Origin of the sequence: Acidovorax sp. (assembly GCF_027492855.1) — a bacterium.
GTDB lineage: Bacteria > Pseudomonadota > Gammaproteobacteria > Burkholderiales > Burkholderiaceae_C > Acidovorax.
The window spans coordinates 167901-191278 of the sequence record NZ_JAPUDY010000099.1 but is presented as its reverse complement, the minus strand read 5'-3'; the positions used below and the strand labels follow the sequence as shown (position 1 = coordinate 191278).

At 65.7% G+C, this 23378-nt stretch carries 26 protein-coding genes; 19 read left to right on the top strand and 7 right to left on the bottom strand.

Annotation, left to right across the window (positions count from 1 at the left end; translation table 11 throughout):
• The first annotated feature begins 35 nt into the window (after nucleotides 1-35).
• From Q0105_RS19210 to Q0105_RS19190, 5 genes are all read left to right on the top strand, one after another.
• Nucleotides 36-803: an ABC transporter permease gene (locus Q0105_RS19210; protein ID WP_298214072.1), complete on the top strand. Its 768-nt coding sequence runs from the start codon at nucleotides 36-38 to the stop codon at nucleotides 801-803.
• A 17-nt stretch (nucleotides 804-820) separates the two neighbouring features.
• Nucleotides 821-1684 carry an ABC transporter ATP-binding protein gene (locus tag Q0105_RS19205; protein ID WP_298214070.1) on the top strand — a complete coding sequence of 288 codons (864 nt, stop codon included), beginning with the start codon at nucleotides 821-823 and terminating at the stop codon, nucleotides 1682-1684.
• Between the two features lie 70 nt (nucleotides 1685-1754).
• The gene (locus Q0105_RS19200; protein ID WP_298214068.1) at nucleotides 1755-2753 is read left to right on the top strand and encodes an ABC transporter substrate-binding protein; all 999 of its coding nucleotides are present in this window, start codon (nucleotides 1755-1757) and stop codon (nucleotides 2751-2753) included.
• Nucleotides 2750-4375, top strand: coding sequence for a GMC family oxidoreductase N-terminal domain-containing protein (locus Q0105_RS19195; RefSeq protein ID WP_298214066.1), 1626 nt, complete (start codon nucleotides 2750-2752; stop codon nucleotides 4373-4375). The genes Q0105_RS19200 and Q0105_RS19195 overlap by 4 nt, the downstream gene beginning before the upstream one ends.
• Nucleotides 4376-4402: 27 nt before the next feature.
• The gene (locus Q0105_RS19190) at nucleotides 4403-5122 is read left to right on the top strand and encodes a GntR family transcriptional regulator (protein ID WP_298214064.1); all 720 of its coding nucleotides are present in this window, start codon (nucleotides 4403-4405) and stop codon (nucleotides 5120-5122) included.
• An 84-nt stretch (nucleotides 5123-5206) separates the two neighbouring features.
• Here Q0105_RS19190 and Q0105_RS19185 read toward each other — a convergent pair whose 3' ends face one another.
• Nucleotides 5207-6103: an alpha/beta fold hydrolase gene (locus Q0105_RS19185; RefSeq protein ID WP_298214062.1), complete on the bottom strand. Its 897-nt coding sequence runs from the start codon at nucleotides 6101-6103 to the stop codon at nucleotides 5207-5209.
• 64 nt (nucleotides 6104-6167) lie between these two features.
• On the opposite strand from Q0105_RS19185, the gene Q0105_RS19180 reads away from it, so the two are divergent.
• The 3 genes from Q0105_RS19180 to Q0105_RS19170 all read left to right on the top strand — a co-directional run bounded on the left by Q0105_RS19180 (nucleotide 6168) and on the right by Q0105_RS19170 (nucleotide 9642).
• Complete coding sequence (locus tag Q0105_RS19180) at nucleotides 6168-6923, top strand: hypothetical protein (RefSeq protein WP_298214060.1); 756 nt, start codon at nucleotides 6168-6170, stop codon at nucleotides 6921-6923.
• 79 nt (nucleotides 6924-7002) lie between these two features.
• Nucleotides 7003-8691: an AMP-binding protein gene (locus Q0105_RS19175; protein ID WP_298214058.1), complete on the top strand. Its 1689-nt coding sequence runs from the start codon at nucleotides 7003-7005 to the stop codon at nucleotides 8689-8691.
• Nucleotides 8692-8706: 15 nt separating this feature from the next.
• Nucleotides 8707-9642, top strand: a complete 936-nt coding sequence (locus Q0105_RS19170) for an MBL fold metallo-hydrolase (RefSeq protein WP_298214056.1) — start codon at nucleotides 8707-8709, stop codon at nucleotides 9640-9642.
• A gap of 11 nt (nucleotides 9643-9653) precedes the next feature.
• On the opposite strand, the gene Q0105_RS19165 is transcribed toward Q0105_RS19170, so the two are convergent.
• Together Q0105_RS19165 and Q0105_RS19160 are read right to left on the bottom strand one after the other, a co-directional pair.
• The gene (locus tag Q0105_RS19165) at nucleotides 9654-10238 is read right to left on the bottom strand and encodes a DUF4124 domain-containing protein (protein WP_298214054.1); all 585 of its coding nucleotides are present in this window, start codon (nucleotides 10236-10238) and stop codon (nucleotides 9654-9656) included.
• 86 nt (nucleotides 10239-10324) lie between these two features.
• On the bottom strand, nucleotides 10325-12310 hold the full coding sequence (locus Q0105_RS19160; protein WP_298214052.1) for a lytic transglycosylase domain-containing protein: 1986 nt from the start codon (nucleotides 12308-12310) through the stop codon (nucleotides 10325-10327).
• Nucleotides 12311-12324: 14 nt separating this feature from the next.
• On the opposite strand from Q0105_RS19160, the gene Q0105_RS19155 reads away from it, so the two are divergent.
• The 3 genes from Q0105_RS19155 to Q0105_RS19145 all read left to right on the top strand — a co-directional run bounded on the left by Q0105_RS19155 (nucleotide 12325) and on the right by Q0105_RS19145 (nucleotide 14029).
• Nucleotides 12325-12897, top strand: a complete 573-nt coding sequence (locus Q0105_RS19155) for a 5-formyltetrahydrofolate cyclo-ligase (protein ID WP_298214050.1) — start codon at nucleotides 12325-12327, stop codon at nucleotides 12895-12897.
• Between the two features lie 122 nt (nucleotides 12898-13019).
• The gene (locus Q0105_RS19150; RefSeq protein WP_298214048.1) at nucleotides 13020-13712 is read left to right on the top strand and encodes a glutathione S-transferase family protein; all 693 of its coding nucleotides are present in this window, start codon (nucleotides 13020-13022) and stop codon (nucleotides 13710-13712) included.
• An 8-nt stretch (nucleotides 13713-13720) separates the two neighbouring features.
• Nucleotides 13721-14029: an NIPSNAP family protein gene (locus Q0105_RS19145; RefSeq protein ID WP_298214046.1), complete on the top strand. Its 309-nt coding sequence runs from the start codon at nucleotides 13721-13723 to the stop codon at nucleotides 14027-14029.
• A 46-nt stretch (nucleotides 14030-14075) separates the two neighbouring features.
• Here Q0105_RS19145 and Q0105_RS19140 read toward each other — a convergent pair whose 3' ends face one another.
• Nucleotides 14076-14531, bottom strand: coding sequence for a hypothetical protein (locus tag Q0105_RS19140; protein ID WP_298214044.1), 456 nt, complete (start codon nucleotides 14529-14531; stop codon nucleotides 14076-14078).
• A gap of 40 nt (nucleotides 14532-14571) precedes the next feature.
• Between Q0105_RS19140 and Q0105_RS19135 the strand changes: the two genes are divergently transcribed.
• A complete protein-coding gene (locus Q0105_RS19135; protein ID WP_298214042.1) occupies nucleotides 14572-15822 on the top strand; it encodes a multifunctional CCA addition/repair protein in 1251 nt (416 codons plus the stop codon).
• Between the two features lie 105 nt (nucleotides 15823-15927).
• Entirely contained in the window at nucleotides 15928-16377 is a 450-nt protein-coding gene (locus tag Q0105_RS19130; RefSeq protein WP_298214040.1) for a GNAT family N-acetyltransferase, read from the top strand.
• Between the two features lie 37 nt (nucleotides 16378-16414).
• Here Q0105_RS19130 and Q0105_RS19125 read toward each other — a convergent pair whose 3' ends face one another.
• Together Q0105_RS19125 and Q0105_RS19120 are read right to left on the bottom strand one after the other, a co-directional pair.
• Nucleotides 16415-17056, bottom strand: a complete 642-nt coding sequence (locus Q0105_RS19125) for a DUF1109 domain-containing protein (protein WP_298214038.1) — start codon at nucleotides 17054-17056, stop codon at nucleotides 16415-16417.
• Nucleotides 17053-17598 (bottom strand): sigma-70 family RNA polymerase sigma factor, encoded by a 546-nt coding sequence (locus tag Q0105_RS19120; RefSeq protein ID WP_298214036.1) that lies wholly within the window; start codon nucleotides 17596-17598, stop codon nucleotides 17053-17055. The genes Q0105_RS19125 and Q0105_RS19120 overlap by 4 nt, the downstream gene beginning before the upstream one ends.
• A gap of 209 nt (nucleotides 17599-17807) precedes the next feature.
• Here Q0105_RS19120 and Q0105_RS19115 point away from each other — a divergent pair, with 209 nt between their 5' ends.
• From Q0105_RS19115 to Q0105_RS19100, 4 genes are read left to right on the top strand one after another with little or no spacing between them, the layout of a single operon-like run.
• Nucleotides 17808-18098, top strand: a complete 291-nt coding sequence (locus tag Q0105_RS19115) for a DUF2282 domain-containing protein (protein WP_298214034.1) — start codon at nucleotides 17808-17810, stop codon at nucleotides 18096-18098.
• A 6-nt stretch (nucleotides 18099-18104) separates the two neighbouring features.
• Nucleotides 18105-18959 carry a DUF692 domain-containing protein gene (locus Q0105_RS19110; protein WP_298214032.1) on the top strand — a complete coding sequence of 285 codons (855 nt, stop codon included), beginning with the start codon at nucleotides 18105-18107 and terminating at the stop codon, nucleotides 18957-18959.
• On the top strand, nucleotides 18950-19732 hold the full coding sequence (locus Q0105_RS19105) for a putative DNA-binding domain-containing protein (protein WP_298214030.1): 783 nt from the start codon (nucleotides 18950-18952) through the stop codon (nucleotides 19730-19732). The genes Q0105_RS19110 and Q0105_RS19105 overlap by 10 nt, the downstream gene beginning before the upstream one ends.
• Nucleotides 19729-20205 (top strand): DoxX family protein, encoded by a 477-nt coding sequence (locus Q0105_RS19100; RefSeq protein WP_298214028.1) that lies wholly within the window; start codon nucleotides 19729-19731, stop codon nucleotides 20203-20205. The genes Q0105_RS19105 and Q0105_RS19100 overlap by 4 nt, the downstream gene beginning before the upstream one ends.
• Before the next feature lie 5 nt (nucleotides 20206-20210).
• Here Q0105_RS19100 and trxC read toward each other — a convergent pair whose 3' ends face one another.
• Nucleotides 20211-20645 (bottom strand): thioredoxin TrxC, encoded by a 435-nt coding sequence (trxC, locus tag Q0105_RS19095; protein WP_298214026.1) that lies wholly within the window; start codon nucleotides 20643-20645, stop codon nucleotides 20211-20213.
• A 157-nt stretch (nucleotides 20646-20802) separates the two neighbouring features.
• Between trxC and otsB the strand changes: the two genes are divergently transcribed.
• Nucleotides 20803-21540 carry a trehalose-phosphatase gene (gene otsB, locus Q0105_RS19090; RefSeq protein ID WP_298214024.1) on the top strand — a complete coding sequence of 246 codons (738 nt, stop codon included), beginning with the start codon at nucleotides 20803-20805 and terminating at the stop codon, nucleotides 21538-21540.
• Nucleotides 21537-23342, top strand: coding sequence for a glycoside hydrolase family 15 protein (locus Q0105_RS19085; protein WP_298214022.1), 1806 nt, complete (start codon nucleotides 21537-21539; stop codon nucleotides 23340-23342). The genes otsB and Q0105_RS19085 overlap by 4 nt, the downstream gene beginning before the upstream one ends.
• Nucleotides 23343-23378 lie beyond the last annotated feature (36 nt).

The window sequence follows — 23378 nt, the reverse complement described above, 5'->3', positions numbered from 1 at the left end:
CCCATTTTTCCCTGCCATCCACCCAGCAAGCCACCATGCGTCTTCCCTCCGTCATCTCGCGGCCGCTGCTCATTGCGGCGCCCTGGCTGTGCATTCTTGCGCTGTGGCTTGGGGTGCGGGCCAGCGGGCTCGTGAGTCCGGCCCTCGTGCCCTCGCCCGCTGCGGTGTTCCACAAGTTCATCGAGCTTTCCAAAGACCGCCTGTGGCTGGACATCTGGATGTCCACACGCCGCGTGTTCACCGGCGTGGCCCTGGGCATCGCCGTGGCCGTGCCGGTTGGTTTTTGCCTGGGCTGGTACCGCGGCCTTCGGCTCTTCATCGATCCCGTCATCAACTTCTTTCGCGCACTCCCACCCATCGCGCTGATACCGCTGGTCATTGTTTATTTCGGGATCGGCGAATCGGCCAAGACCGTGATCCTTTTTTATGCATCGTTCTTCGCCGGTGTGATCGTGATGTACGAGGGCATCGCGCAGATCAATCCGATCTTCGTGCGCGTGGCCCGCACGCTGGGCGCCACCGACCTGGAGATTTTTGCCAAGGTCATCATTCCGCTGACGGTGCCGCACATCCTGACCGCCATCCGGGTGGCGCTCGGCGTGGCCTGGGCCACCCTGGTGGCCTCTGAGCTGATCGCCGCCCAGCAGGGCCTGGGCGCGCTCATCCAGAACGCCTCCTCGTTCTTCCAGCTGGACGTGATCTATGTCGGAATCATCTGCATCGGCCTCATCGCGATGCTCATGGACCTTGCGCTCAGGGCCGCCAGCCGCCGCCTGGTCGCCTGGCAAGACCGCATCGCCTGAAACGCATCGCACCCCCCATGACCACTTCTACCGAACTGCGCGGACCAGACACCGCAGCGCCCCCGCCCAACGCAGACCAGAAGGTCAGGATCCGGTTCGAAAACGTCACGGTGGACTTCCCCACGGCAACGGGGCCGATGCGGGTGGTCGATGGCGTGACGCTGGACATCCGGGACGGCGAGTTCGTGTCGATCATCGGCCCCTCGGGCTGCGGCAAAACGACGCTGATGAACATCGTCGGAGGCTTTGTGAAGCCCACCTCGGGCACCGTGACGCTGGACGGCCAGCTCGTGAAGGAGCCAGGGCCCGATCGCGGTGTGATCTTTCAGGAGTACGGCGTGTTCCCCTGGCTCACGGTGCGCGCCAACATCGAGTTCGGCCTGAAGCTTGGGGCCAACCGGCTGGGCCAGCGCGAGCGGGCCGAGATCTGCCAGCGCTACATGCAACTGATGGGCCTGAGCGACTTTGCCGACCACTTTCCGAAGCACCTGTCTGGCGGCATGCGCCAGCGGCTGGCGATTGCACGCGCCTACGCCGTCAAGCCGCAGTTTCTGCTGATGGACGAGCCCTTCGGCGCCCTGGATGCGCAAACCCGCACCGCCATGCAAGACCTGCTGCTTGAAGTGCTGCAGACCGAAGGCAAAACGGTGATGCTGATCACCCACTCGGTGGACGAAGCCATCTACCTCTCGTCCAAGATCGTTGTGGTCACTGCCCGCCCCTCGAAGGTGCGCAAGGTGTTTGACGTGCCTTTTGGCTACCCCCGGTCGGAGCGGATCCACGAAGACCCCCGCTTCATCGAGATGAGCCGCGAAATCCGGGAGCTGGTGATGTTTGAGTACGCAGCCCAGGCCCGGCAGTCCGTGCGTTCGACCGATTGAGTCCACTTACACCCGTATGCCTTCAGAAATATAGAACGCGATTCCGCATTACCCACTGCAAGGAGACACCATGACCACCAGCCGCAGAACCCTTCTCAAGGCAGGCGCCGCCGCGTCCATCGCGGGCCTTGCCGCGCCCGCTTTTGCGCAGTCACGCAAGAAATTGCGGGTCGGCTACCTCCACACCCCGGCCGTTGACGGGCATCTGTGGCTGGGCATGCAGGCGGGCAGTTTCGCCAAACACGGGCTCGACATCGAGCCGATCGTCTTCACCACGGGCCTCGAAATCTTCCAGGCCATGATTGGCGGCAGCCTCGATGTGCTGACGACCGGCGCGGTGGTGTCGAACTTTCCGGCGCGAGGCCAGGGCAAGGTGTTTTTGATGAACAACATCGAATACGGAACCGCCCAGCTCTGGGTGCGCGACAGCGCGATCAAGACCACCGCCGACCTGAAGGGCAAGCAGATCTCCACGACCACAGGGACAACCGCACATGTCTTTCTGGACCGTGCCCTGCGGGCCGCCAACCTGGACCCAGCCAAGGACGTGCAGATCGTCAACCAGCGCATGGCCGATGCCGTCACGTCTTTTGTGTCGGGCGCGGTGAACGCGGTTGCGCTCTGGGTTCCCTTCGACACGATCATCCGATCCAAGGTGCCGAACGCGCGGATGCTGATCGACGCCTCAGCGTTCTATCCGCAAGCGGCGATCATGGGCGGGTGGGCCACAAGAAGCGATTTCTATGACGCCGAAAAACCTGCCATCCGTAGCCTGGTTTCGGCCTGGGCAGAGGCCAACGACACCATCGTGGGCAACCCCGACGCGGCGGCCGAGACGCTGCAGAAAACCCAGTACAAAGATGTTCCGCTGGCCGAGTTCAAGGCCCAGTTCAAGCAGGCCAAATATTTCTCTACCGCCGAATGGCGCACCAAGTACGCCGACGGTTCGGTGACCCGGTGGCTGCAGCAGGTGAGCGACTTTTTTGCCCAAAGCGGGAACATCGCCAGCCCCGTGCCCGCCGAGCGTTACTTCGACCCCAAGATCTATCTCGAAGCGATCAAGGCATGAGCGAGGCCACTGCCACCGGCTTCGACTACATCGTCATCGGCGGCGGCTCTGCCGGGTGCGTGCTTGCAAACCGACTCAGCACCAACCCCGCCGCGCGCGTGTTGCTGCTCGAAGCGGGAGCGGCGGCGCGCAACTTCTGGTTGAAGCTGCCCGTGGGCTACTTCAGAACCATCTACGACCCGCGCTTTTCGCGCCAGTTTCCAGTAGAGGCCCAGGCCGAAACGGGCAACCGCCTCATCCAATGGCCGCGTGGCCGGGCGCTGGGGGGGTCGAGCATCATCAACGGCCTGCTGTACATCCGTGGCCAGCACGAGGATTTTGACGACTGGGCGAGCCTCGGCGCCACGGGCTGGGCGTACAACGATGTCCTGCCCTACTTCAAGAAGTCCGAGCGGTTTGCCGGGGGGGCTTCACCCTACCACGGCACCAGCGGTGAGCTGGATGTCTCCCCCCTGCGCAACGCACACCCCTACACCGCCGCGTGGGTGGAAGCCGCCGTCGAATCCGGCTGCAAGCGCAACGACGACTTCAACGGTGCAGAGTCGGAAGGCGTCGGCGCCTACCAATTGACGCTGGGCCGCCGGTGGCGGTCCGACGCTGCCACCGCTTTTCTGCGCCCGGTGCAGTCACGACCCAACCTGACCATTGCAACCGGCTGCCATGTCACGCGCATTCTTGTGGAGAATGGCCGGGCCGTGGGCGCCGAGTGGGTACAAAACGGCCAGCCGATGAGCACGCGCGCCGACGCCGAAGTGGTGCTTGCTGCCGGGGCGCTGCAGTCGCCCCAGGTGCTGCAACTCTCCGGCATCGGCGATGCTGCTCTTCTTGCCAAACACGGCATTCCCGTTGCAGCGCACTCCCCCGAGGTGGGCCACAACCTTCAGGACCACTACCAGGCGCGTGTCATCGTCAAGCTCAAGCGGCGCATGTCGCTCAACGACGAGGTGCGCAATCCGTTCAGCCTGGCGAAGATGGGGGCGCAGTGGCTGTTCCAGGGCGAGGGGCCGCTCACGGTGGGCGCCGGGCAGGTGGGCGGACTGGCGTGCACCGAACATGCGGTCGGCGGCCGTGCCGATGTGCTCTTCAACGTCATGCCCTTGTCGGTCGACAAGCCCGGCGACCCCCTGCACCGGTTCTCCGGTTTCTCGGCATCGGCCACACAATGCCGCCCCGAATCGCGCGGCACCGTGGAGATCACGGGCAGCGACCCGTTGGCCGCGCCGCGCATCGTTTCCAACTACCTGACTGCGCCCCTCGATGCGAAGGTTCTGGTCGCGGGGCTGCGCATGCTGCGTGATATCTACGCACAGCCCTCGTTTCGCGACCTGGTGACCGGCGAGGAATACCTGCCCGGCAACGATGTGACGACCGCCGCCGCGCTGGAGCGGTTCGCGCGCGAAAAGGGCGGAACGGTGTTCCACCCGGTCGGCACCTGCCGCATGGGCGGCGACGCCGGGTCGGTGGTCGATGAACGGCTGCGCGTGCGTGGCATCGAGCGGCTGAGGGTGGTGGACGCTTCAGTCATGCCCCGCATGGTGTCCACCAACACCAATGCCGCCTCAATCATGATCGGCGAGAAGGGCGCGGCGCTGATTCTGGAGGATGCATCCTCCACCCGCTAGACGTCGCTTGACGGATACTCCGGCCCCATGATCTTCGATACCGCCCACGCTCCGCTGTACGTCCAGCTCTCGGATCTCTTTCGCCAGCGGATTCTGAAGGGCGTCTGGAAAAACGGAGACAAGCTGCCGTCGCTGGACGAGCTGGTGGACGAGTTCCACGTGGCCAAGGTCACCGTGCGCCAGGCGATCGACAGGCTCACGCGGGACGGTTTGGTGTCGCCACAACGGGGCCGTGGCACCTTCGTGACGGGCGCTCCGCAGGACAACCGGTGGCTGCGGGTCGAGACCTCGCTCGAGAACCTGGCCAGCGTCTATCGCGACACGCACCCGGCGATTCTCAACATCGACGAATCGACGCGCAGCCCCCTGCTGACGGAAGACGACGGCGTTGCGGCCGACAAGTATGTCTTCATGCGCCGCATTCACAGCCGCAACGGCCAGCCTTACTGCATCATCAACATCTACCTGGACGCCGCCATCTTCGCCAAGCACCCTGCGCGCTTTCGCAAGGAGACCGTCATTCCCATCCTGATGGGCATGCCCTCGGTCGACATCGTCTCGGCCCGCCAGGTGCTGACGATCTCGACCGCCGATGTCGAGGTGGCCAGGCACCTTGGAGTCAAGGTGAACGCGCCGGTGGCGGAAGTGCGGCGCGTCTTCACCGGCCCAGAGCAGCGGGTGATCTATCTGGGCGAAGTCACCTACCGGGGCGATTTCGTGCGCATGGAAATCGACCTGAAGCCGTGATCCTCAGCGGCGGCAGCAATTGCTATCAAAACAATAGCTTCTAGCGCTTGATATATAAGCGCCACCGGCACTTTTTATCAAAAATCAGTCCCGCCCTATCTCCCGCATACATGCCTCCATCACTTGGGGGTCAAACGCCATCTCCACATGCGCCACACCTTGCACCAGGCGGTTGTCCGCCCCAAGCAAGGCCGCCGTGCTGGTGGGAAAAACGATGTTGTCGCAGTTGGAATACCAGCAGGTGAACAGCGCGGCCCGCCCTGCGGGCTCGTCCCGCCGCAGCGTCAGCACCCACTCCCCCGCCAGGCTCATCTGCTGCCCATTCACCGCACTGCTGAAACGCCCCGGCCAGGTGCCTGCGTGCGGCGTGCCCAGCGTCAGCACCCGGTGCACCCGCCCATCCGCCTGATAAGCCCGCAGCCAGGCCCGCGCCGCCAGCCCGCCCATGCTGTGGCACAGCAGCACGGGGGCCATGCCCGTGGCGGCCGTCACGCGCTGCACCGCGTCTTCAACAGTGCTGGCATAGGCGTCGATGGAGCCCAGCACCGGCTCCAGGTTCACCGCCACATAGGCATGGCCCGCGCCCTGCAGGCGCGCAAACCAGGGCAGCCAGAGCCCCCGGTTGCACATGAAACCATGCACCAGCACCACGCCGCGCTGGCCGGTGGGCTGGGCGGGCAGCCAGTCGGGCACTGAGCGGCTGAGAAACGGCTGGCGCCAGCAGAACACGGCCAGCCCCGTGCTCACCTCGGCCCACCAGGCGGCCAGCACCTGTGCAAGGCGGGCGCGGGGCGCAGGGTCCGCGCGGTTGACGGTGTGCATGAGCCCGAACTGCACAGCCATCACCAGCAGGTAGAGGGCCAGCGGCAGCAGCGCCCCCAGCACGGCACACACGGGGGACTGCGGCCATTGCCAGGCCAGCCAGACAGCCATGGCCAGCAAGATCAAGAGAACAGAGATTCGTTGCCAGCGCGCAATCATGGTGGTGGAGTGCAGATGTTGTAATTCAGCAAGCCGCATTGTGCGGCCCGAAAGGAAACTGCCCATGGATGCCGCCCAGACCATCCGCGACTGCATCGCCGACGTGACAGCCCTGCGCCTGCACCGCACGGGCGACGCCGCGCTGGGCGCGGCTGTGGGCAGCGTCAAGGCCTTGCAGGCACAGCGCTTTCGGGGCACCTACGCCGACCTGCTGGGCTCGCCAGCGTTCGGCCCCGCCGCCCGGTTCTTTCTGGAAGAGCTGTACAGCGCCTCTGACTACACCGAGCGCGACCAACAGTTTGGCCGCATCGCGGGCACGCTGCAAACCGTGTTTCCCGAGTCCGTGGTGGCCACCGCCGTGGCCCTTGCCGTGCTGCATGCACAAACCGAAGGGCTGGACCAGGCCATGGGCCGCGCCTGGCTGCAACTGCACCAGCAACAACAGGGCACGCAGACTGACGACGCCACCCGCTACGCCGCCACCTGGCGCGCGGTGGGCCAGCGCAGCGCGCGCCAGCAGCAACTGGAGCGGGTGCTGGCCATGGGCACCGACCTGGCGCGCCTGACCCGCACGCCCGGCCTGCGGATGATGCTGCGCATGATGCGTAGCCCCGCCCACGCCGCCGGCATGGGGGCGCTGCAGAAGTTTCTGGAGGCCGGGTTCGACACCTTCGGCCAGCTTGCGCGCCAGCGCGGCGGGGTGGAGCAGTTCCTGGGGGTCATCGAACAGCGCGAGCAGGCCCTGATCGATCTGTTGTTTGATGCCGACAATGTCACCTGCGGGACCCAACTGGCCCACACCCTAGGACAAGCCCGATAGCCCCACACGCCCCGCTGCTTCCACAATCTGTGCCCACCCATCAACTGGCAAACACACGCCAAGCTAAGGAAACACGCGCATGGAAAAGATCTGGCTCAAGAGCTACCCCCCGGGCGTACCGCACGACGTGCAGCCCGAGCAATATCGCTCTGTGGCCCACTTGCTGGAAGAATCGTTCCGCAAGCACGCAAAGAGCCCGTTTTCGGTCTGCATGGACCAGTGGATGACATATGGCGAGCTGGAACGCCGCTCGGCCGCCCTGGGCGCCTATCTGCAAAGCCTGGGCCTGGCCCCCGGCGCGCGCGTGGCCATCATGCTGCCCAACGTCCCGCAGTTTGGCGTGACCATGGCCGCCGTGCTGCGCGCGGGCTACACCTGCGTGAACGTGAACCCGCTGTACACCGCCCGCGAGCTGGAGCACCAGCTCAAGGACTCGGGCGCCACGGCCATCGTGATCCTGGAGAACTTTGCGCACACGCTGGCCGACGTGATCGAGCACACGGCCGTCAAGCATGTGGTGATGGCATCCATGGGCGACCTGCTGGGCTTCTGGTTCGGCAAATGGATCACCTTCGCGGTGCGCCACCTCGCCAAGATGGTGCCCGCCTACGATCTGCCACTGTCTGATGGCCGCAAGGTCGTCACCTTCAAAAAGGCCCTGTCGCTGGGCGAGCACAAGTCGCTGGCGCCCAGCCAGGCCACGCTCGACTCCATTGCCTTTTTGCAGTACACGGGCGGCACCACGGGGCTGTCGAAGGGCGCGGTGCTCACCCACCGCAACATCGTGGCTGCCACGCTGCAGGCCGAGGCCTGGTTCACGCCGGCGCTGGCCAAGGTGGGCGACCTGAGCAAAGCCAACAGCATCGCAGCGCTGCCGCTGTACCACATCTTCGCGCTCACGCTGTGCCTGCTGGCCATCCGCCAGGGCTCCAGCATGACGCTGATCCCCAACCCGCGCGACATTCCGAAGTTCGTGGCCGAGCTCAAGAAACGCCCCTTCCACATGCTGCCCGCCGTGAACACCTTGTTCAACGCACTGCTGCAGAACCCGCAGTTCAAGGCGCTTGACTTCTCGCACCTGTGCGTATCGCAAGCGGGCGGCATGGCTGCGAGCGAAGGCACGGCCCAGCAATGGCAGAAGGTGACGGGCAGCACCATGATCGAAGGCTGGGGCATGAGCGAGACCTGCGCCATCGGCACCAACAACCCGGTGACCAACACCGCGTTCAGCGGCAACATCGGCCTGCCGCTGCCGAGTATCGACATCGCCATCAAGGACGACGAAGGCAACAGCCTGGCCCAGGGCGAGTCGGGCGAGATCTGCATCCGCGGCCCCAACGTGATGGCGGGCTACTACAACCAACCCGAAGAAAACGCCAAGGCCTTCACCGCCGACGGCTTCATGCGCACGGGCGACATCGGCATCATGGACGCGCAGGGCTACACCCGCATCATTGACCGCAAGAAGGACATGATCCTGGTGAGCGGCTTCAACGTGTTCCCCAACGAGCTGGAGCAGGTCATCAGCCTGTGCCCTGGTGTGGTGGAATGCGCGGCCATCGGCATCCCCGACGAAAAGCAGGGCGAGACGATCAAGGTGTTCATCATCAAGAGCGACCCCGCCCTCAGCGAGGACGACGTGGCCCGGTACTGCCAAGAAAACCTCACCGGCTACAAGCGCCCCAAGTACATCGAGTTCCGCGACGAGCTGCCCAAGAGCAACGTGGGCAAGATCCTGCGGCGCGAGCTTCGCTCGCCCACCGCCTGACAACCCGACGTGCCGATGTCCACAGAGCCCGCGCCCCACGACCTTCTGCCGCCAGAAATCACCGTCCTTGAGCGCGGCTGGTTGTCTGCCAACAACATCCTGTTCATGGGCCGCCATGACACGGCCCTGGTGGACACGGGCTACTGCAGCCATGCCGCGCAAACCGTGGACCTGGTGGCCGGCTGCCTGCAAGGCCGGCCGCTGGACCATGTGCTCAACACCCACTTGCACAGCGACCACTGCGGCGGCAACGCGGCGCTGCAGCGCGCCTGGCCCACCGTGCTCACGGCCATCCCGCCAGGGCAAGCCCCCCACGTGCGCCACTGGGACCCGTATGCCCTGAGCTACACGCCCACCGGCCAGGAATGCCCGCAGTTCCGCTTTGACAGCCTGCTCATGCCTGGCTCCAGCGTGCTGCTGGGCGACAAGCCCTGGCAGGTGCACGCAGCGCCGGGCCATGACCCGCATTCGGTGGTGTTGTTCGAGCCCCAGGGCCGTGTGCTGATCTCGGCCGACGCGCTGTGGGAACACGGCTTTGGTGTGGTGTTCCCCGAGCTGGAGGGGGAAGACGCCTTTGCCGATGTGGCCGCCACGCTGGACGTGATCGAAAAGCTCGCCCCACAGGTGGTGATCCCCGGCCATGGACCGGTGTTTGCCGATGCGTCCCGCGCCATAGAGGGCGCACGCCGCCGCCTCGATGGTTTTGTGCGCAACCCGTCCAAACACGCGCTCTATGCGGCCAAGGTGCTACTCAAGTACAAGCTGCTGGAGTGGCAGCAGATCAGCCTGGCAGACCTGGCCGCCTGGGCGCAGGCCACGCCTTATTTCGGCATGCTGCAGGCGCGCCACTTTGGCGACCGGACCGAAGCCGAATGGCTGGCCAGCCTGGCCGACGAGCTGGTGCGCTCGGGTGCGGCCACCCGCGAGGGGGACGTGCTGCACAACGCCTGATGGGTGTTTGCTCAGTGTTTGAACTGGCTGGCGCAACCTGTCAGATGGTTGCGGCTATTGGACATGCATTGGTAGAACGACTTTTTGTTGCCCGAAGCCCCTTGGCAGTCCCCCACGCTGTACTGCCCCCGCGACTCGCGGATCTTGGGGGCCAGTTTGTCGAAGTCGGCCCGTGCCATGTAGCCATCGCGCACGTTTTTCTCCCCCACTTCCAGCATGGTGTCTGCCTGACCGTGAATGTTGCCCACGGCCGCACCGCAATTGAGCGACACCTGTTTCTTGTCCACCGTGCCCAAGGCTTTCACCACGCCTTGACCAAACTCCTGGACTTCCTTGGGGACCTTCTTGGTGCCGTCGGGGTTGTACTGCTGGGTCTTGCTGCCAGATGCCCCGCTACCGCCACCGCTGGTGCCGTTGTTGCTCTGCAGCTTGAGCGGCTCGGCGCCTTGCGTGGCTGCCGGAGGCTGCGATCCGTAGTGGGTTTTGCCCTCGGCATCCACCCATTTGTACACCGGCTGTGCCTGGGCGTCAGCGCCCCACACCACTACCACCGAAGCGACCGCAGCCACACAGGCCACCCACGCATGCTTCCCCATGACATCCTCCAATTTTTTTAAATAAATATGGCTCTATCGCCCAATTGATAAGCGCAAAAAGCTCATTTATTGATAGCAAATTTCTCTCAAGGCAAGTCCTTGTTCACCTCGGGCGCTGCCGCGTCGCGCGGGCCGATGGTGCCCAGGCGGCTCTTGAGCGACTGGGGCGTGCCCGTGAGCATGGCGGCGTAGTTGGTGGTGTTGGCCAGCACCTTCTTCACGTAGTCGCGCGTTTCGGTGAACGGCACGTTCTCGGCCCAAATGGCGGCGTCCAGCACGGGGCCGTTGCGCCAGTTGCGGGGGCGGCCGGGGCCTGCGTTGTAGGCTGCGGCCGCCATGGGCATGGAGCCCGCAAAGTCGTCCAGTGCCAGCTTGAGGTAGGCCGTGCCGATGGTGATGTTGGTGTCGCGGTCATTGAGCTGGTCGGTGGTGAAGCCGGTCAAGCCGATCTTCTTGGCCGTCCAGCGGGCCGTGGCGGGCATCACCTGCATGAGGCCAGAGGCGCCCACATGCGAGCGAGCGTCCATGATGAAGCGGCTTTCCTGGCGGATCAGGCCATAGACATAGGCCGGGTCCAAACCAATGCCCTGGGCGCGCTCCACCACGGCGTTGCGAAACGGCATGGGAAAACGTTGATTGGACTCGACCACGCTTTTGGTGCGCTCGCTGGTGTTGATGCAGCGGTCCCACACCTCGCGCTCGCAGGCGAAGTCGGCAGCGGCCAGCAGTTCGCGGTCGGGCATGCCGCCGCTCTGGTGCAGGTTGGTGGTGTAGTTCCACTCGCGCACGCCTTCGCTGCGCAAGCCCAGCAAGATGGCGTACAGGCCCCGGTTGAGCCCCGGATTGGCGCGGGCGGCGGCTTTTTCCTCGGCCGTCAGCGGCGCGGGCGCGGGCGGCACGGTGATGCGCTGACCCAGCTCCTCCAGCGCCAGTTGCTCATAAAAGCCCCGCGTACTGGCAATGCCTTCGAGCAACTGGCGCGCCTCGGCGCGTTGGGCGTCGCTCGGGCGGCCCGCAAGCAGCGAGCGCGCCTTCCAATACGCCCAGGTGCTGTCCTCGCGGGCTTCGGGGCCCATGGCGTCCACGGCCTTGCCCACGGCCTTCCACTGGCCTGCACGCAAGGCGGCACGCACCTTCCAGCCCAGCAGGTCATCGTTCAGGTCGCTGTCCTTGGTCACGTTGGCAAAGTAGCCCGCTGCTTCGCTGGACAGCTTGAGCGCCGCCGTCTTGCCGATCACGCCCCAGGCCCAGTTGCGCTCTTCGGACGAAAGGTGCACGCCCCACTTGGTGTCGAGCTGGTGGGCCGCGCTGTCCGGGTCGCTGGTGGCCAGCTTCAAGAGCGCCAGCAGCACCATCTCCTGCCGGGCCTTGCCACTGGCCGTGGCGCGCGAGAGCAGGTATTTGCTGGGCGCGTCCAGCACGTCCTTGACCTGCGGCAGCGACTCGGGCGAGACGATCTCGACCGCCGCGCGCACCACGCGGGAGCGGTTGGCTTCCACCCCCAGGCGGGCCTTGCGCCACACATCCAGCGCCGACAGCTTCTTGTAGCCATGCAGTTCGCGCGCGGCATGGGTGCAGCCGTCGTCGCCATCGCGCTGCGCGTACCAGTTGCTGCGCACCTCGTCGGCCACCGTGGGGGCCGCCGTGCCCTTGATCTGGTCGATCAAAAGCGCGTAGCAGCGCACCTCGCGGTCGTCGGACATGCGGTAGCCGGGGTGCTGCGCGGCAAACTGCCCCCAGTCGCGCCGCTGGCCCAGCAGCAGCAGCCAGTCGTTGCGCAGGCGGTCTTCCTGGTAGCTGCCCGCATAGCGCTGCATGAAGGACTGGATCTCTTGCGGCGAAGCGTCGTTCAACCGCGCTTTCAACTCCCAGTACGCGGCCCAGGGCTCCAGCGCATGGCCGCGTGCTGCGGGCAGCAATTGCTCCAGCTTTTTGCGGTCGCCCTTGCGAAAGGCCTGCTGCATCTCCAGCAAGGTATCGTCACCACGGTTTTGCGCCATGACAAGGGGCGCGGCGCCAGCCAACAGGGTGGCGGCGACAAGGGGTGTCAGAATCGCTCTGAGAAATTGCATGGGGGAATTATCTGATGGACAAAGCAGCCCTTCGGCGCGCGTTGATAGAAGAACGCCTCAATCTGCCCGATCGCCTACAGCGGGCCGACCTGTTACAACAGGTGATGCGCATCTGGCTGGTGAACCGGCCCGACACTGTGATCGGCGCCTACTGGCCCATCAAGGGCGAGTTCGACCCTCTGCCAGCCCTGCACCGCTGGAAGGAAGACGGCGAGCTGCTGGACGAGCCCCTGCGCCGACGCATCGGCCTGCCGGTGGTCAACAAGCAGCACAAAACGCTCACCTTCCACGCCTGGTACCCCGGCTGCCCCATGGAAGAAGACGCCTACGGCATCCCCAAGCCCAAGGACACCGAGGTCATCGTGCCCACGCTGCTGTTCGTGCCCTGCGTGGGCTACGCCGCTGGCGGCTACCGGCTGGGTTACGGCGGCGGGTTTTACGACCGCACGCTGGCCACCCTGCAGCCCAAGCCCTTCACCGTGGGCCTGGGCTTCACCAACGGCTACCTCGACGACTTCGAACCCGAGGAATACGACCTGCCGCTCGACGCCATCCTGAACGACAACGGGGTGGTCTGGCCGGTGTGATCTGCGGCGGCCGGTATTGCGTTCTGCGCATCATTCAGGCCATTTTTTGGCATTGCTGATGCGCACAACTGCCGCTAGCATGGCGGGCCAACTTCCTACCAGCCTTCATCCACAGGTGCACCATGCCAACGCTCTACATCGGCAACAAGAACTACTCGTCCTGGTCCATGCGCCCCTGGGTGCTGCTGCGCCAGGCTGGCATTGCGTTTGACGAAGTGCTGGTGCGCTTCGACAGCTTCGAGGCCGACTCCGAATTCAAGCGCACCATGGGCCCGGTGAGCCCCGCAGGCAAGGTGCCGGTGCTGGTCGATGGCGATCTGGCCGTGTGGGACACCCTGGCCATCGCCGAATACGTGGCCGAAACCTGGCCCGACAAGCAGCTCTGGCCCGCCAACCCCAAAGCCCGCGCGCGCGCCCGCAGTGTCTGCGCCGAAATGCACAGCGGCTTCACATCCCTGCGCGGCAACTGCCCCATGAACATCGAGGCCAACCTGGCCCACGCTGGCGCGCTGGTCTGGCGCGACCAGCCCGGCGTGCGCGCCGATGTGGCCCGCCTGGTGGACATGTGGAGTGCCCTGCTGCAAGAGCATGGCGGCCCGATGCTGTTTGGCCAGTTCTCGGTGGCCGACGCCTACTTTGCCCCCGTGTGCATGCGCCTGCACAGCTATGCCCTGCCCGTGCCGCCCCATATCGCCGCCTACGTGGACCGCGTGCGCGCCCTGCCTGGTGTGAAGGCATGGATCGACGAAGCCCTGGTCGAGAAGGACTTTCTGGACTTCGAAGAGCCCTACCGCCTGCGCCCCACACAAGGCTGAGGCGTGCCATGGCCGTCACCATCTACCTGCGTTACGTGCTCAACACCAGCAAGTTGAAGGAGTTTGAGCACTACGGAAAACTGTGGATTCCGCTGGTCGAAAAATTCGGCGGCCAGCACCACGGCTACTTCATGCCCAGCGAGGGCGCCAACAACATCGCGCTGGCGCTGTTCACGTTTGACAGCCTCGCGGCCTACGAGGTGTACCGCCAGCAGTCGATGCAGGATACGGACTGCCAGGCCGCGTTTCGGTATGCCGAAGAGACGGGGTGCATCGTGAGTTATGAGCGGAGCTTTTTCAGGCCGGTGTTTGGCTGACGCGAATCCGCGTTGAATCATCAAGCCTGTGCGGGTGGGAGGAGGCCTACCGGAACTGCTTGCGCAAAAACGGCTTGTGCCGCGCGATGTGCGCTAGCTGGGCGGGTGCAATGGAGCCGCCCAGGTCTTCGTCCTCGGTATTGAGCACCTGATTGGCATAGGCCAGCGCGCGTGCCACCACATCCTCATCGCTCACGCCCTGCTGCGCGGCCAAGTCCAGCGCCACGCGGCGCATGGCGCGCTGCGACAGCATCCACATGGCGCCAAAGGCATCCCACGCGGCGGCGGCCTCTTTGAACTTGTCGCGGTCGGACAAAATTTCGCTGAGCGGCTTGGCCAGGATTTCCTGCAGATCGTCCACCTTGGCCTTCAGCGCTTCCAACTGCGCCTCCCTCTGCAGCGCTTCGGCGGCGGCGTTGGCCGCTGCGTCGGGCGCCGTGGGCACGGGCACGCTGCCATCGGGGTTGAGCTGGGCAATGGTGAGGTCAGACGATAAGGACATGGTGGGCGGGACTATACGACCCTCGCCCTAAACTAGGCGGATGGAAATCTACATGGTAGGCGGCGCCGTCCGCGACAAGCTGCTGGGACGGCCCGTGAATGACCGCGACTGGGTGGTGGTGGGCGCCACGCCCGAGCAGATGCTGGCGCTGGGCTACCTGCCAGTGGGGCGAGACTTCCCCGTGTTTCTGCACCCCGAAACGCGCGAGGAATACGCACTGGCCCGCACCGAGCGCAAGAGCGGCCGGGGCTACCGGGGTTTTGTGGTGCACAGCGCGCCCGATGTGACGCTCGAAGAAGATCTCTCGCGCCGCGATCTAACTATCAATTCAATAGCTGCCAGCGCTTATGAATCAAGCGCCGGTGGCATTTTTGATCCTTATTCTGGCGCCAAGGACATTGAAGCCCGTGTGCTGCGCCATGTGACCGACGCCTTTCGCGAAGACCCGGTGCGCATCCTGCGTGTGGCGCGGTTTGCGGCACGCTTTACCGACTTCACCGTAGCGCCCGAGACGATGCAACTGATGCGCGAGATGGTGGCGCACGGCGAGGTGGACCATCTGGTGGCCGAGCGCGTGTGGCAGGAGCTGGCGCGTGGGCTGATGGAGGAACAACCCTCGCGCATGTTCGAGGTGCTGCGCGAATGTGGCGCGCTGGCCGTGCTGCTGCCCGAGGTGGCGCGCCTGTGGGGCGTGCCCCAGCGCGCAGAGTACCACCCCGAGGTAGACACCGGCGTGCACCTGATGATGGTGCTGGACATGGCCGCCCGGTTGCAAGCCCCGCTCTCGGTACGGTTTGCCTGCCTGGCGCACGACCTGGGCAAGGGCACCACCCCCGCCGACCTGCTGCCGCGCCACATCGGGCACGAGGAGCGCAGCGCCGAGCTGCTGAAAGACGTGGCCGAGCGCCTGCGCGTGCCGGTGGACTGCCGCGAGACGGCCGACGTGGTGGCCCGCGAGCACGGCAACATCCACCGCAGCGGGGATTTTTCGGCCTCAGCCCTGGTGCGCCTGCTGGAGCGCTGCGACGCCATCCGCAAGCCCGCGCGTTTTGCCGACATCCTGCTGGCCTGCGAGTGTGATGCACGCGGGCGGCTGGGGTTGGAAGAATCGGCCTACCCACAACGCCCGCGCCTGGCGGCGGTGCTGGCCGCTGTGCAATCGGTGGTCACCAGCGACATCGCCGCACGGGCGGCAGCCAAGGGGGTGACCGGGCCGCAGGTGGGTATGCTGATCCACCAGGCGCGGGTGGAGGCCGTGGCACGGTGGCTCAGCGACAACGGCGCTGCATAACCTTGCGACAGCACCCGCAGGTGCTGGCAGAACTACCTACAATCCGCGTCCGTCCGCACCCACCCGGAGTGCGCCTGCTGCCATCCAACCGCCTCCACGCCCGCTGTGCACATCCGCCTTGCCACCCCTGCCGACGCCGACATTCTTGCCCCGCTGTTTGACGCCTACCGGCAGTTTTACGAGCAGGCGCCTGATCTCGCCACAGCGCGGGCATTCATTGCACAACGGCTGGAGCGACAGGAGTCCGTGGTGCTGCTGGCACTGGATACGTCACAAGCCGCGGTGGGCTTTTGCCAGCTCTACCCCACGTTCTGCTCGGTAGAGGCTGTGCCCATCTACACGCTGTATGACCTGTTCGTGGACCCAACGGCGCGCAAGACGGGCGCCGGGCGCGGCCTGTTGTTGGCCGCCGAGGCCACAGCCCGCGCCAACGGCAAGGTGCGCATGGACCTGACCACAGCACACACCAACACCGCCGCGCAGTCGCTCTATGAATCGCTGGGGTGGACGCTGGATACGGTTTTTCGCGCCTACAACAAGCGGGTGGCGGCCTGATCTGACCACCAGCGCGCCTCTGCGCCGATAGCAGCAGCTACCAGCGCAGCAGGCGCGGCCCCAGCACGGCCCCCAGCGCTGTCGGGATGGCCATGCCCGCCAGATACCAGACGGCCAGAAACGGCGCCGCCATCTCGGGGCAATGCAACGCATACACCAGCGCCCCCAGTGCGCCCGCCAGCAGGCCCGCACCCGCGCCTGCCCAGGCCAGGCGTGTGGGCGCCGCGCCCTTGAGCGCCCAGAAACCCGCCACAAACGCTGGCACCGACAACGCTGCGATGCTGATGGGGCAAGTGCGCCAGGTGCTGCCCAGAATGAGCGGCATGCGCTCGTCGGGAGACACCTGCCACAGCGCCACCCCGGCCAACGCCCACAACACCAGCGGCGGCACGGCCAGCCACAGCGCAGCCTGGCCCACCGCCATGCCGGGACGGGCCAGGCGCAGCAGCAGCACCAGCCCGGCAGCGGCCAGCGCCGCCGCAAACACCAGCTTGCCCCAGAACATGGGCAGCGCCATGGTGGCCAGCAGGCCGGGGCGCAGGCCGAACATCGCCAGCATCAACAACCCGGCGCCTGCAATGCCCGCCAGCGTGGCCTTGGCAAAACGCTGCTCGATCGCCGCGCTTTGCACCGGCCGGTCATCGGCGGCCAGCAGGTAGATCAACTCATCGGTTTTCATGCCATTCCCCTGATCTTGGCGGCCAGGGCCTTGAGCCCCCGGTGCACGCCGACTTTGACGGCCGATTCCGACAGCCCCGTGAGGCGCGCAGTCTCGACCACCGACAAACCTTCCAATTTCACGTACTCAATAGGCAGGCGCTGCTTGTCAGGCAACATCCGCAGCAATTGGCCCAGATCACGCCGGGCCTCGGCGGCTTCGCTGTCGCTGCTGGCAAACAACTCGTCCGCATCGTCCAGCGGGTCGTTGCGCCCCTCTTTCACGGCGTGCGAACGCAGCCAGTCGATCAGCTTGTAGCGCGCAATCGCATGCACCCAGGCCGTCACCGGCATCTCGGGCCGGTAGGTGTGGCGCTGGTTGTGCACAGCGAGCAGGGTTTCCTGCACCAGGTCCTCCACTTCATCGGGCCGCTGCGCAAGGCGGCGGCGTAAAAACGCGCGCAGGTGCGCGCTCAGCTCTTTCAGAAAGCGCTGGTAGGCGGCTGCATCAGCGTCCAGCCCCTGCAGCAGCAAACTGCGCAAGCGCTTCTCAACAATCTCCATCAATGTCTCCCTGCAGGAAATTCGGAGTCAGGGGGCTGCCGGTTACAGATGTAGCAAAAAAATAAATCACCCAATTCCGCAATTTTTTGGAACAGTGCTGTAACCGGCCCAGTGCACTGCACGAATTACAACGCAGATCGGGCAGTTTGGCGTCGCAACAACGCGGCCCCCCGGTCGGTTTCAACCCTCAACCTCTGGAGAAAACTGTCATGACCTCACGCACCCTCAGCCTCGGCGCCCTTGCCCTTGCAGCCCTGGCCTCTGGCGCCACCATGGCCCAAACCGCCCCCATGGAAAAAAACGCCAAGCCCGCCATGGAAAAATGCTACGGCGTCTCGATGGCTGGCAAAAACGACTGCGCCGCAGGCCCTGGCACCACCTGCGCAGGCTCGTCCAAGATGGACTACCAGGCCAACGCCTGGAAGTTCGTACCCGCAGGCACCTGCGCTTCCATCAAGACGCCCAAAGGCATGGGCTCGCTGATGCCCGTCAAGTCCTAAGCCGCGATGACCTTGCCCCTCCTCACCGCCGGTCTGGGCCTCAAGCCCCAGCACTACAGCGATGCGCTGCATTGCGCCGCCCCCGGCCTGTGGTGGGAGGTGCACCCTGAAAACTACCTGGCCGCTGGCGGCCCGCGCCTGGCCTGGCTGGACGCCATCCGCGCACGCCACCCCGTGGCGCTGCACGGCGTGTCGCTGTCCCTCGCGGCCGATGCGCCGCCCGACGAAGCCCACCTGGCCCGCCTGGCAAGCCTGGCGCGGCGTGTGGAGCCCGCCATCATCTCCGAGCACCTCGCCTGGTCCACCTGGCGTGGGCAGTATCTGCCCGATTTGCTGCCGTTTCCGCGCACGCAGGCGGCGCTGCAGCGCATCGCCAGCAACATCGGCCGCACGCAGGATGCGCTGCAGCGCCCCATCGCCATCGAAAACCCCACGCACTACCTGCGCATCGACGGCCACGACTGGGCCGAAACCGAGTTTCTGGCCGAGCTGGTGCGCCGCACCGGCTGCGCCCTGCTGCTGGACGTGAACAACGTGCATGTCAGCGCGAACAACCTGGGCTTCAGTGCACCGGCTTACCTGGATGCCTTTCCCCTGCACGCCGTGGCCGAAATCCACCTCGCGGGCCACCACGCCGACCCGGTTCACGGCAACGCCTTGCTTATCGACAGCCACGACGCCCCGGTGGCGCCCGCCGTGTGGGCGCTGTACGAGCACGTGATCGCACACACCGGCCCCGTCCCCACCCTCATCGAGCGCGACGACAACCTGCCCGACTTCAGCGAACTGCTGGACGAACGCAACCAGGCGCACCACGCGCTCACGGCAGCAGAGGCCAAGGAGGCCGCTCCATGCGCCTGAGCGAATTTCAGGACGGCTTCTCGGCCGAGTTGCTGCACGCCGGCCACACGCCGCCCGCCCCCTGGCTCGCAGCCCTGGCCGACCAGCCCGGCTTTGCGGTGTACCGCAACACGGTACTCAAGGGCTGTATCGACGCCCTGCAGGCCAGCTACCCCACGGTGTGCCAACTGGTGGGCGAGGACTGGTTTCGCGCCGCAGCGGCCGTGTACGCCCGTGCACAGCCACCCCACGATGGCTTGCTGGTGGACTACGGCGCTGATTTTGGTGATTTTTTACAGCACTTTGAACCCGCAGCCGATCTACCCTACCTCGCCGCCGTGGCCCGGCTGGACCGCTGCTGGACCGAGTGCCACCTGGCCGCCGATGCCCACGCCGTGGACCGCATCTGGTGGGCGCAGCAGCCGCCAGAGGCCTGGGCAACGCTGCACCTGCACCCCCACCCCGCCGCGCGCTGGTCCTGGTGCGACGACCACCCAGCCTATGCACTGTGGCAACGCCACCGCGATGGCCTTGGCATGGCCGACACACTTCCCTGGACGGGCGACGGCGGCCTGCTCACCCGGCCCGAGGCCGCCGTGGTATGGCGCCCGCTCTCGCGCGCTGGCTGCGCGTTTCTGGACGCCTGCGCGACCCGTCAGCCGCTGGAGGCGGCCGCCACCCACGCCCTGGCCACCGACCCGGCCACCGATTTCTCCGCGCTGCTTGCCAGCCTGCTGGATGCAGGCGCACTGACGCACGCCCAACCCACTACCTTGCCCCCGGAGGCCCCATGAACACCACCACCGCCCTTGCCACCAAATCCCCATCTACAGGCCCACGAGCACTGCTGGCGCGGCTGGCCGATGGCGCCGCCTGGCTCACCCCGCACAGCCTGCTGGCGCTGGTGAACCGCGTGGCGTTGGCCGGGATTTTTTGGTTGTCGGCGCGCACCAAGGTTGATGGCTGGTTCACCGTGTCCGACAGTGCCTACATGCTGTTCCGCGAGGAATACAAGCTGCCCGTGTTGCCGCCCGAATTGGCGGCGCAGCTCGCCACGGTGGCCGAACATGTGTTTCCCATCCTGCTGGTGCTGGGCCTTTTCACGCGCCTTTCGGCCCTGGCGCTGCTGGGCATGACGCTGGTCATCCAGGTGTTTGTGTACCCCGACGCCTGGCCCACCCACTTGTCTTGGGCAGGGTTGGCGCTGTACCTGGTGGGGCGTGGTGCGGGCAAGGTGTCGCTGGACCAGGCACTGGGGATTCGCTGATCTTCTTAACCCGCTGTGCGCACCCAGCGCACGATGTCTGCCGCACCCAGGGCGCCTGAGACGCGCGCCACCTCGCGCCCCTCTTTGAAAAGAACCATGGTGGGGATGCTGCGGATCGCGAACTGCCCCGCAATCGACGGGTGGTCTTCGGTGTTGAGCTTGGCCAGGCGCACCTGCGGTTCCAGCTCGCGCGCGGCCTGAGCGAACGCAGGTGCCATCTGGCGACAAGGGCCGCACCAGGGCGCCCAAAAGTCCACCAGCACGGGGATGTGGCTGCGCCCCACATGGCGCTCGAACGATTGCGCGTCCAGCTCCAGCGGCGCACCCACAAAAAGCGGCTGGTGGCACTTGCCGCAATCCGGCGCGCTGGCCAGATCTGCCGCGCGCACGCGGTTGGTGGTGTGGCAGTGGGGGCAGACGATGTGCAGGGCTTCGGTCATAGGGCGGGCCGCTGGATGACAACGGTGAAAGAAGTGCGAATAGTTTTTACACAGTGCGGCCAAGGCGCAACTTTTCAAGCCGTGCGCGCCCGAATACCAGCATCCCAACATCCTTCCGCATGGGTCAACAAAATGGCATCTGCTAAGGTCGAGGGCTATGCAGCTGCTCCCGACACTGACAACTGCCAACGCACTCTTTCTCGATTTCGACGGTACGCTCACCGAGCTGGCGCCGCGCCCAGAGGCAGTGCGCGTGGCGTCTGGATTGGTCCCGACCTTGCTGGCCTTGCACACCCACCTGGGTGGCGCACTGGCCATCGTGACAGGCCGCCCCGAGTCCGACATCGACGGTTTTCTCGCCCCCCTGCGCCTGCCACTGGCCAGCGAACATGGCGCCCAGTACCGCCTGTCGGACACCTCTCTTCCCGCCACGCCGCCGCCCGATCTGTCCCATGTGCTTGCGGCCGTCAATGGCCTGGCCATGCAGCACCCTGAGCTGCTGATAGAAACCAAGCGCGCCAGCATCGCCCTGCACTACCGGCAGGCCCAGCACCTGCAAGCCCTTTGCCTCGAAACGATCGAGCGCGCCATGCAAGGCATGGATGGCGTGGAGCTGCTGCGCGGGAAATGTGTTTTCGAAGTGAAGCCACGCGGCGTCCACAAAGGCCAGGCCATCAAGGACTTCATGACGCAACCACCCTTTGCGGGCCGCATTCCGGTCTTTGTGGGTGACGACGTCACCGACGAGGCAGGTTTTGCCGCCGTGCTGGCCCTGGGCGGCTGGGGCATCAAGGTGGGCGAAGGCCCAACACTGGCACAACACCGGTGCATGACGCCCGCCGCCCTGCGCGGCTGGCTGTCCGCTGCACGAACCCACCGGGAACGCGAACGATGAACACTGCCGCCAACGAGCCGCAAGCGGGCTCGCTCAACCTCGGAATGATCGGCAATTGCGCCATCAGCGCGCTGATCGACAACCAGGCCCGCATGGTCTGGTGCTGCCTGCCACGCTTTGATGGCGACCCGGTGTTCAACGCCCTGCTGCAGCCGGGCGATGAAGGCAGCCATTTCGCGATCGAGATCGAAGACCTGGCTTCGGCCCACCAGTGGTACGAGCCCAACACCGCCATCCTGCGCACGCAGTTGTTCGACAAGGCGGGACATGGCGTGGAGATCACCGACTTCGCGCCCCGCTTTCACAGCCGCTCCCGCTTCTTTCGGCCCATGACGCTGGTGCGCCGCGTGCGCCCCATCGAAGGCGCCCCGCGCATCCGCGTGGCGCTCAAGGTGCGCTACGACTGGGGGCAGACCACGCCGCACATCACGCGCGGCAGCAACCACATCCGCTACGTGGGCGAGGGCATGACGCTGCGCCTGTCCACCGATGCACCGGTGTCCCACGTGCTCTCGGGCCAGTCGTTCGTGCTCACGCGCGAACACAACTTTCTGCTCGGCGCCGACGAAACCCTGACCGAAGGCATCGCCGACACCGCGCGCCTGTTCGAGCAGGAGACCACCCACTACTGGCGCAACTGGAGCCGCGCCCTGGCCGTGCCGCTGGACTGGCAGGACGCGGTGATCCGCGCAGCCATCACACTCAAGCTGTCGCTGTACGAGGACACAGGCGCGATCGTCGCGGCCATGACCACCAGCATCCCCGAATCCGCGAACAGCGGCCGCAACTGGGACTACCGCTACTGCTGGCTGCGCGATGCGTTTTTTGTGGTGCGTGCGCTCAACAGCATCTCCGAAGTGGGCACCATGGAGGACTACCTGCGCTGGCTTGCCAACGTGGTGGAGGAAGGCGGCGACGGCCACATCCAGCCGCTGTACGGCATCGGGCTGGAGAAAGACCTGCCCGAGTCCTTTGTGCCGCAGCTCGCAGGCTACCGAGGCATGGGGCCTGTGCGCGTGGGCAACCAGGCGGCAGAGCATTTTCAGCACGACGTGTACGGCAACATCGTGCTGGGCGCGGCGCAGGCCTTTCACGACCACCGATTGCTGCACCGCGCAGGCCAGGCCGAATTCATGCGGCTGGAGCGGGTGGGCGAAAACGCGGTGCGCGTATATGGCCAGCCCGACGCTGGCATGTGGGAGCTGCGCACGCGTGCCCGGGTGCACACCTCGTCCGCGCTCATGAGCTGGGCCGCCTGCGACCGGCTGGCCAAGATCGCAGCCGCTCTGCAACTGGCCGACCGCGCGGCCTACTGGGGCGGCCATGCCGACCGCATGCGCGCCGAGATTCTCGAAAAGTCGTGGAGCGAATCCCGCCAGGCCTTTGCCGAGAGCTTTGGCGGCAACGAGCTCGATGCGAGCGTGCTGCTGATGGCCGAGGTGGGCATGATCGACCCCAAAGACCCGCGCTTCGTGAGCACGGTGGAGGCCATGGAAAAAAGCCTCTGCGACGGCCCCTATATGCGCCGCTACGAAGCCGCCGACGACTTCGGCAAGCCCGAGACGGCCTTCAACATCTGCACCTTCTGGCGCATCGACGCGCTCGCACGCATCGGCCGCAAGGCCGAGGCCCGCGAGATTTTTGAAACCATGCTGGCTGCACGCAACCCGCTGGGGCTGCTGTCCGAAGACACCCATGCCGCCACGGGCGAGATGTGGGGCAACTTCCCGCAAACCTACTCCATGGTGGGCGTGATCAACGCCGCCGTGCGCCTCTCGCGGCCCTGGGACAGCGTCATATGACGCGACTCCCGCCGGGCCGCGCCTCTTTTGTCGAAG

Coding starts and splice junctions, on each gene's coding strand:
- Q0105_RS19210 (WP_298214072.1), top strand. CDS start 36: ATGCGTCTTCCCTCCGTCATCTCGCGGCCGCTGCTCATTGCGGCGCCC.
- Q0105_RS19205 (WP_298214070.1), top strand. CDS start 821: ATGACCACTTCTACCGAACTGCGCGGACCAGACACCGCAGCGCCCCCG.
- Q0105_RS19200 (WP_298214068.1), top strand. CDS start 1,755: ATGACCACCAGCCGCAGAACCCTTCTCAAGGCAGGCGCCGCCGCGTCC.
- Q0105_RS19195 (WP_298214066.1), top strand. CDS start 2,750: ATGAGCGAGGCCACTGCCACCGGCTTCGACTACATCGTCATCGGCGGC.
- Q0105_RS19190 (WP_298214064.1), top strand. CDS start 4,403: ATGATCTTCGATACCGCCCACGCTCCGCTGTACGTCCAGCTCTCGGAT.
- Q0105_RS19185 (WP_298214062.1), bottom strand. CDS start 6,103: ATGATTGCGCGCTGGCAACGAATCTCTGTTCTCTTGATCTTGCTGGCC.
- Q0105_RS19180 (WP_298214060.1), top strand. CDS start 6,168: ATGGATGCCGCCCAGACCATCCGCGACTGCATCGCCGACGTGACAGCC.
- Q0105_RS19175 (WP_298214058.1), top strand. CDS start 7,003: ATGGAAAAGATCTGGCTCAAGAGCTACCCCCCGGGCGTACCGCACGAC.
- Q0105_RS19170 (WP_298214056.1), top strand. CDS start 8,707: ATGTCCACAGAGCCCGCGCCCCACGACCTTCTGCCGCCAGAAATCACC.
- Q0105_RS19165 (WP_298214054.1), bottom strand. CDS start 10,238: ATGGGGAAGCATGCGTGGGTGGCCTGTGTGGCTGCGGTCGCTTCGGTG.
- Q0105_RS19160 (WP_298214052.1), bottom strand. CDS start 12,310: ATGCAATTTCTCAGAGCGATTCTGACACCCCTTGTCGCCGCCACCCTG.
- Q0105_RS19155 (WP_298214050.1), top strand. CDS start 12,325: ATGGACAAAGCAGCCCTTCGGCGCGCGTTGATAGAAGAACGCCTCAAT.
- Q0105_RS19150 (WP_298214048.1), top strand. CDS start 13,020: ATGCCAACGCTCTACATCGGCAACAAGAACTACTCGTCCTGGTCCATG.
- Q0105_RS19145 (WP_298214046.1), top strand. CDS start 13,721: ATGGCCGTCACCATCTACCTGCGTTACGTGCTCAACACCAGCAAGTTG.
- Q0105_RS19140 (WP_298214044.1), bottom strand. CDS start 14,531: ATGTCCTTATCGTCTGACCTCACCATTGCCCAGCTCAACCCCGATGGC.
- Q0105_RS19135 (WP_298214042.1), top strand. CDS start 14,572: ATGGAAATCTACATGGTAGGCGGCGCCGTCCGCGACAAGCTGCTGGGA.
- Q0105_RS19125 (WP_298214038.1), bottom strand. CDS start 17,056: ATGAAAACCGATGAGTTGATCTACCTGCTGGCCGCCGATGACCGGCCG.
- Q0105_RS19120 (WP_298214036.1), bottom strand. CDS start 17,598: ATGGAGATTGTTGAGAAGCGCTTGCGCAGTTTGCTGCTGCAGGGGCTG.
- Q0105_RS19115 (WP_298214034.1), top strand. CDS start 17,808: ATGACCTCACGCACCCTCAGCCTCGGCGCCCTTGCCCTTGCAGCCCTG.
- Q0105_RS19110 (WP_298214032.1), top strand. CDS start 18,105: ATGACCTTGCCCCTCCTCACCGCCGGTCTGGGCCTCAAGCCCCAGCAC.
- Q0105_RS19105 (WP_298214030.1), top strand. CDS start 18,950: ATGCGCCTGAGCGAATTTCAGGACGGCTTCTCGGCCGAGTTGCTGCAC.
- Q0105_RS19100 (WP_298214028.1), top strand. CDS start 19,729: ATGAACACCACCACCGCCCTTGCCACCAAATCCCCATCTACAGGCCCA.
- trxC (WP_298214026.1), bottom strand. CDS start 20,645: ATGACCGAAGCCCTGCACATCGTCTGCCCCCACTGCCACACCACCAAC.
- otsB (WP_298214024.1), top strand. CDS start 20,803: ATGCAGCTGCTCCCGACACTGACAACTGCCAACGCACTCTTTCTCGAT.
- Q0105_RS19085 (WP_298214022.1), top strand. CDS start 21,537: ATGAACACTGCCGCCAACGAGCCGCAAGCGGGCTCGCTCAACCTCGGA.